General features: G+C 60.4%; 7 protein-coding genes. 5 read left to right on the forward strand and 2 right to left on the reverse strand.

Annotated features, from left to right (window positions below; genetic code table 11):
* Positions 1 to 127: 127 nt before the first annotated feature.
* From rplU to RMO95_RS20815, 5 genes are all read left to right on the forward strand, one after another.
* Positions 128 to 439: a 50S ribosomal protein L21 gene (rplU, locus tag RMO95_RS20795; protein ID WP_310452595.1), complete on the forward strand. Its 312-nt coding sequence runs from the start codon at positions 128 to 130 to the stop codon at positions 437 to 439.
* A 28-nt stretch (positions 440 to 467) separates the two neighbouring features.
* Complete coding sequence (gene rpmA, locus RMO95_RS20800) at positions 468 to 731, forward strand: 50S ribosomal protein L27 (RefSeq protein ID WP_310452596.1); 264 nt, start codon at positions 468 to 470, stop codon at positions 729 to 731.
* Between the two features lie 72 nt (positions 732 to 803).
* The gene (cgtA, locus tag RMO95_RS20805; RefSeq protein WP_310452597.1) at positions 804 to 1,835 is read left to right on the forward strand and encodes an Obg family GTPase CgtA; all 1,032 of its coding nucleotides are present in this window, start codon (positions 804 to 806) and stop codon (positions 1,833 to 1,835) included.
* Entirely contained in the window at positions 1,816 to 2,931 is a 1,116-nt protein-coding gene (proB, locus tag RMO95_RS20810; RefSeq protein WP_310452598.1) for a glutamate 5-kinase, read from the forward strand. Before cgtA ends, proB begins: the two co-directional genes overlap by 20 nt.
* An 82-nt stretch (positions 2,932 to 3,013) precedes the next feature.
* Positions 3,014 to 3,394, forward strand: a complete 381-nt coding sequence (locus tag RMO95_RS20815) for a hypothetical protein (protein ID WP_310452599.1) — start codon at positions 3,014 to 3,016, stop codon at positions 3,392 to 3,394.
* A 78-nt stretch (positions 3,395 to 3,472) separates the two neighbouring features.
* Here RMO95_RS20815 and RMO95_RS20820 read toward each other — a convergent pair whose 3' ends face one another.
* Both RMO95_RS20820 and RMO95_RS20825 read right to left on the reverse strand, forming a co-directional pair.
* Complete coding sequence (locus RMO95_RS20820; RefSeq protein ID WP_310452600.1) at positions 3,473 to 4,192, reverse strand: transposase; 720 nt, start codon at positions 4,190 to 4,192, stop codon at positions 3,473 to 3,475.
* A gap of 255 nt (positions 4,193 to 4,447) precedes the next feature.
* Complete coding sequence (locus RMO95_RS20825) at positions 4,448 to 5,623, reverse strand: porin (RefSeq protein WP_310452601.1); 1,176 nt, start codon at positions 5,621 to 5,623, stop codon at positions 4,448 to 4,450.
* Positions 5,624 to 5,978: the final 355 nt, after the last annotated feature.

Raw genomic sequence — 5,978 nt, forward strand, 5'->3', positions numbered from 1 at the left:
ATACCCCGTTGGATTCACGTCTCTCGCTCAGACTCATACCCCATTGGACAATGCTATAATTTGACCTGCCGCCCATCCCTCTGTATACTGCGCGGTTCTTTGCGTCATCCCATTGGAGTCTCTCATCATGTATGCGGTCATAAAAACCGGTGGCAAGCAGTATCGCGTTGCTGCCGGCGAAAAACTCAAAATAGAACAGATACCGGCTGATGTAGGCACTGAAATCACTCTCGACCAGGTGCTCATGGTCGGCGAAGGCGAATCGGTCAAGATCGGTTCTCCCATGCTCGCCGGTGCCACGGTCACCGCGAAAGTGATATCTCAGGGCCGTCATCCCAAGGTCACCATTTTCAAGATGCGCCGTCGCAAGCACTACCAGAAGCACCAGGGCCATCGCCAAAACTTCACCGAAATCGAGATCAGCGGCATTGCCGCCTGAGCCCGACGAGAGAATCAGGAGCTAAAACATGGCACACAAAAAAGCAGGCGGCAGTTCCCGCAACGGCCGCGACTCGGAATCGAAACGCCTTGGCGTCAAGAGCTATGGCGGCGAATTGATTTCTGCCGGCAGCATCATCGTGCGTCAGCGCGGCACCGAGTTCCATCCCGGCGACAACGTCGGCATGGGCAAGGACCACACGCTGTTCGCCAAGATCGAAGGGACGGTGCTGTTCGCCGTCAAGGGCCCGACCAAGCGTCGCGTGGTCAGCATCGTTCCGGCCGCCGCCTAAGCAGCCAATCCTTCCGCGACGAAAGCCCTATCGTCGAGATAGGGCTTTCGCGCTTCTGGCCCCCGAAAATCCATGAAATTCTTTGACGAAGCTCGCATCGAAGTCCTTGCCGGCGATGGCGGCAATGGCGCCGTCTCGTTCCGCCGCGAGAAATACATTCCTCTCGGCGGACCGGACGGCGGCGACGGCGGCAAGGGTGCGAGCATCTGGGCCACAGCCGACCGCAATCTCAACACCCTGATCGACTTTCGCTACACCCGCGTGTTTCGCGGCCAGAAGGGCGAGAACGGCCATGGCTCGGACCGCTACGGCAAGGGCGGGGAAGACCTGGAACTGCGCATGCCGGTCGGCACCGTGATCACCGACGGCGAAACCGGCGAAGTCATCGCCGACCTCGATACCGACGGCAAGCGCGTGCTGATCGCCAAGGGCGGCATCGGCGGCCTCGGCAATTCGCACTTCAAGTCCAGCACCAACCGTGCACCGCGGCAGAACACGCCGGGGCAGGAAGGGGAAAAGCGCGAACTGAAACTGGAGCTCAAGGTGCTGGCCGATGTCGGCCTGCTGGGCCTGCCCAATGCCGGCAAATCCACCTTCATCCGCGCGGTTTCGGCGGCCAAGCCCAAGGTCGCGGATTACCCCTTCACCACGCTTTACCCGAATCTGGGCGTGGTGCGCGTCGATGACAACCGCAGCTTCGTCATTGCCGACATTCCGGGCCTGATCGAAGGTGCGGCGGAAGGCGCCGGCCTTGGCCATCGCTTCCTCAAGCATCTGCAGCGGACCGGCCTGCTGCTGCATCTGGTGGATATTTCGCCCTTCGATCCTGACGCCGATCCGGCCAAGGATGCCAAGGCAATCCTCAAGGAACTGAAGAAATACGATCAGGCGCTATACAAGAAGCCGCGCTGGCTGCTGATCAACAAGATCGACCTGGTGCCGGAGGAGGAACGCGAAGCACGGGTCGCGGCGCTGGTAAAGAGCTACAAACCGAAAAAGCATTTCGTCGTTTCCGCCATTTCGGGAACCGGTTGCCGGGAGGTCACGTTTGCCGTGATGGATTATCTGGAACAGCATCGAAAACATGAGACGGCAGATAGCTGACGCGAAGCGCCTGGTGGTCAAGGTCGGCAGCGCGCTGGTGACCAACAACGGCGAGGGTTTGGCGCACGACTTCATCGCCGAATGCGCGCGGCAGATCGCCGCGCTGCACTCCGAAGGACGGCAGGTGCTGCTGGTCTCCTCGGGCGCGATTGCCGCCGGCATGCAGCGCCTGGGCTGGACAACAAGGCCGCATGCCATGCACGATCTGCAGGCCGCCGCCGCGGTGGGCCAGATGGGCCTGGCCCAGGCCTACGAGACAACCTTCATCAACCACGGCCTCAAAGCCGCCCAGATCCTGCTGACCCACGAAGACCTGGCGGATCGCACGCGCTATCTGAATGCCCGCTCGACCCTGCAGACCCTGCTCGACCTTGGCGTCGTGCCCATCATCAACGAGAACGACACGGTGGTCACCGACGAAATCAAGTTCGGCGACAACGACACGCTGGGGGCGCTGGTCGCCAACCTGATCGAGGCCGAAGCGCTGATCATTCTCACCGACCAGAAAGGCCTCTACAGTGCCGATCCGCGCCTCGACCCGACCGCCACGCTGATTGGTGAAGGACGCGCCGACGATCGCCGCTTCGAGGCCATGGCCGGCGGCGCCGGCTCGGGCATCAGCAAGGGCGGCATGATTACCAAGATACGTGCCGCACAGCGCGCGGCCAGAAGTGGCGCGCATACCCTGATCGTCAGCGGCCGCGAACCCGATTCGCTGCTGGCCGCGGCGCGCGGCGAACCCATCGGCACCTTGCTCTACGCCGCCGAATCCCCGCTGGCGGCGCGCAAGCAATGGCTGGCCGACCATCTGCAACTGGCAGGCGCGCTGACGCTCGACGCGGGGGCGGTGCTGGCGCTGGCTGACGGCCGCAGTCTGCTAGCCGTCGGCGTGGTTCGCGTCGATGGCGACTTCGAACGCGGCGCGGCCGTCGCCTGCCGCGGCCCCGAGGGCCGCGAAATCGCGCGAGGCCTGGTCAATTATTCAAGCTCCGAAGCCCGCCGCATTGCCGGCCACGGCACCCAGGACATCGAAGCCCTGCTCGGCTATATCGACAGCGCGGAACTGATCCACCGCGATAATCTGGTCCTGCTCTGACGATCAGAATTTCTTTGCGGTAAAGTAGCGCGAAAGCTGACCGATAGGCAGCCGACGATTTACCTTGGATCGGAGTAATCGAATGGGAATTACCTACGCAGAAATCGCACTGGAATCAATTTTTCCAAAGCGGCGCCTGGAAGTCAAAGCGCTCGTCGATTCGGGTTCGGTGTTTCTTACCGTGCCTCAGCACATTGCGGTTCAGTTGGGTTTTGATACCGAAGAAGCTGGAACCCGCGAAATCATTTTGGCCGACGGATCACGCAAAGCCGTACCGATGATTGGACCGCTTCGTGTTCATTTCGCCGATCGATATTGCGATCTATCCGCCCTGGTACTGGGAGACGAACCACTTCTAGGTGCCGTGCCCATGGAAATGATGGACCTGGTGCTTCATCCGTCGAGTCAAACGCTGACAGTTAACCCGGCAAGCCCCTACGTACCGGTAGCGTTGGCAAAATAAGCGGGCTGGTGGGCTGTCAGAGGGAGAGTGGCAGGAAAAGGTTGCGTCGTTAACTTGGGACAGACCACGGTTTCCAGTTCACTCTCCGAACAAATCGGCCGACTCTGGCGCCACTACCTTGCGCGGTCGGCCCGATTTTCCCGGCAGCACCCTCCGGCCCAGCATCGCCGCCACTTCCGCAGCGAAGCGTCCGTCCGCCAAGAGGAAGTTGCCATTGGCTGCCCGCCGAATCTCGTCCACCAGACCCGGATCCAGCTCATGGCGGAACAGCTCCCGATAGGCCGCTTGCCGGTGGGTGGCATCGATTCCGAGCGCCTCGTAGAGTGTATGCGGCCTGACCAGGACGTCATCCTCTCCCTGCCCGTTCGCCCGGTAGCTCGACCAGCGGTATTCGCCGGGATGACCAACCATGCCGGCCCGCACCGGATTCAGTTCGATATAGCGCTGGCAGGCCAGCAGGTAAATCTCTTCCTGAATCGGGCATGAACGAAAGCGGCCCTCCCATAGCGTGCCGCTGCGCCGATAGACACGATTCACATACTGCACGTAACGCTGTCCCTGCAACTTCATCAACGCCCCCGGCGCTTCAGGGCAATCTACCGATATCATCAGATGGACGTGATTGGTCATCAGCACATAGGCATGGATGCGGCAACCGGTCTTGGCGGCGTGTTCGGCCAGCCAGTCAAGGTAGAACCGGTAGTCCTCGTCGGCGAAAAAACACGCCTGGCGGTTATTGCCGCGCTGAATCAAATGGAGGGGAACACCCGGCAGGGCAAGGCGCGCACGACGTGGCATAGGGCACTCCGCCAGCGAAAGAATGGACGAAGGCTAACAGAAAACCGTGGTCTGTCCCCTATTACTCTTGCTATTACTCTCCGAGAGAACCACCTTCGGGTGGCTTTTTCATGCGCGCTTACCGATGACCGAAACTTCGCCTGCGACAAGGAACCGTTGTGGAAGCCGCTCATCCAGGCGAAAGCCAAAAAAACGGCCTCCCGAAGGTGGCCGTTTGAGATGCTGCATCTTCCTGGGGTCGAACCCCAATCAGATTTAGAACGAGTGCGACATGCCCAGATGCCATTGGGCCGACTTGTTGCCCACACCGGCCGTCGGAGTAGCAGAAGCGAAGAAGTCATAGGTGCCGCTGGTGCTGTCGTTCTTGACTTCGGTGTAGCTGATACCGACGTTGGTGCGCTTCGACAGCGCGTAGTCATAGCCCAACATCCAGGCCTTGGCACCGGAACCCGAATCGGCAGCGCCAGCGCCAGAGGTGTTGCCGGCCTTGGCGTACTGCAGATAGAAGGCATTGGCGCCCATGGTGTACTGGCCGGTGGCCTGCCACGCATTACGCTTGACCCAGTTGGTGTTGGCGGTCACGTCGCTGTCGTACTTCGACGAATCCCAGCCCAGACCCAGCGCCAAGCCCATCGGCAGGGTGTAGCGACCCCAAATGCGGTTGGAACGCTGGTCGGAAGCAGCGGTAGCCGCCGTCGCGCCATTGCCGCCTTCTTCGTTGTTCTGCCAGTAGCTGTAGCCAGCGTTGATCGGGCCGTTGGCATACTTCGCCGTCAGGTTCCATGCGCTGCCCTTGGAGCCGTCTGCAGCCTGGCCACCTTCAGCTGCGGCAAAGGCTGCAGTCGAACCAGCCACCTGAACGGCGAAGCCGCTCATGTTCGGGCTGTTGTACATCACGACGTTGTTGGAACGGGTGCGCGGGGTGATCGCGACGCCATTGACTTCGCTCATGATGCCGTGGCCGAGCAGCGACTGCAGTGAGCGGACGCGCATGGCGCCGAGGCCGCCGGCGAGTTCGTTGTAGTGCAGATCCTGCTTGCCGGCAATCACGCGGCCCCAGTTGCCCGACAGGCCAACATGGGAGTTGCCGCCCGCCCAAGTACCGCCAGGCGCATCCAGGCCGAAACGGGTATCGATCTGGAACACGGCCTTCATGCCGCCGCCGAGATCCTCGGAACCGTTGATATTGAGGTTGCTCGAATGGTCGGTCACGCGATTGACGGTACCAAAGCCACCGGTGGCCGTGCCGCCGCTGGTCTTGTTGCTGTCATAGCCCATGAAAATGCCGCCGGAAATGGTCACGTTCGACTGGGCGAAGGCGCCACCGGAAACCAGACCAGCAACAGCCAGAGCGATTAGTTTCTTTTGCATATATTTCTCCAAAGAGAGTTGGTTATTAACAGCTTGCAATGACACCACGTGGTCGGTCACTGTTCGCTGTCACTGCCCGAATCCGGGAAGCTGGGAGCATTCTGCTTTACCGTCTGGCGTCAGACAATCATCGCCGACTGTTTCTTGCACCGTAGTGGTGTTTTTGTGGTTTTCCTACAACAGAAAAATCCCAACTTTGGTGCCGGCAATAGCCATCGATTCTTGGCCGGCAAAGCGGAAATCCCCGTCGTGCCCATTCGACATAATTGAAGTTGTGCGCATAGCGGCAAGTGTTATGCGAAAAGTCATACAGCCCCAAAGCCAAAAACCCCCTACCGGCAATCCGGAGGGGGTTTTGTGGGGGAGTCTGGCGTTGACCTACTTTCTCACACGGTGAAGTGCAATATCATCGGCG

It is taken from the genome of Sulfuritalea sp., from assembly GCF_031426875.1.
Lineage (GTDB): Bacteria > Pseudomonadota > Gammaproteobacteria > Burkholderiales > Rhodocyclaceae > Sulfuritalea.

What these genes read in the sequence shown, in the direction of transcription:
- rpmA (WP_310452596.1), top strand. Translation starts at nt 468, where the DNA reads ATGGCACACAAAAAAGCAGGCGGCAGTTCCCGCAACGGCCGCGACTCG.
- proB (WP_310452598.1), top strand. Translation starts at nt 1,816, where the DNA reads ATGAGACGGCAGATAGCTGACGCGAAGCGCCTGGTGGTCAAGGTCGGC.
- cgtA (WP_310452597.1), top strand. Translation starts at nt 804, where the DNA reads ATGAAATTCTTTGACGAAGCTCGCATCGAAGTCCTTGCCGGCGATGGC.
- RMO95_RS20815 (WP_310452599.1), top strand. Translation starts at nt 3,014, where the DNA reads ATGGGAATTACCTACGCAGAAATCGCACTGGAATCAATTTTTCCAAAG.
- RMO95_RS20820 (WP_310452600.1), bottom strand. Translation starts at nt 4,192, where the DNA reads ATGCCACGTCGTGCGCGCCTTGCCCTGCCGGGTGTTCCCCTCCATTTG.
- rplU (WP_310452595.1), top strand. Translation starts at nt 128, where the DNA reads ATGTATGCGGTCATAAAAACCGGTGGCAAGCAGTATCGCGTTGCTGCC.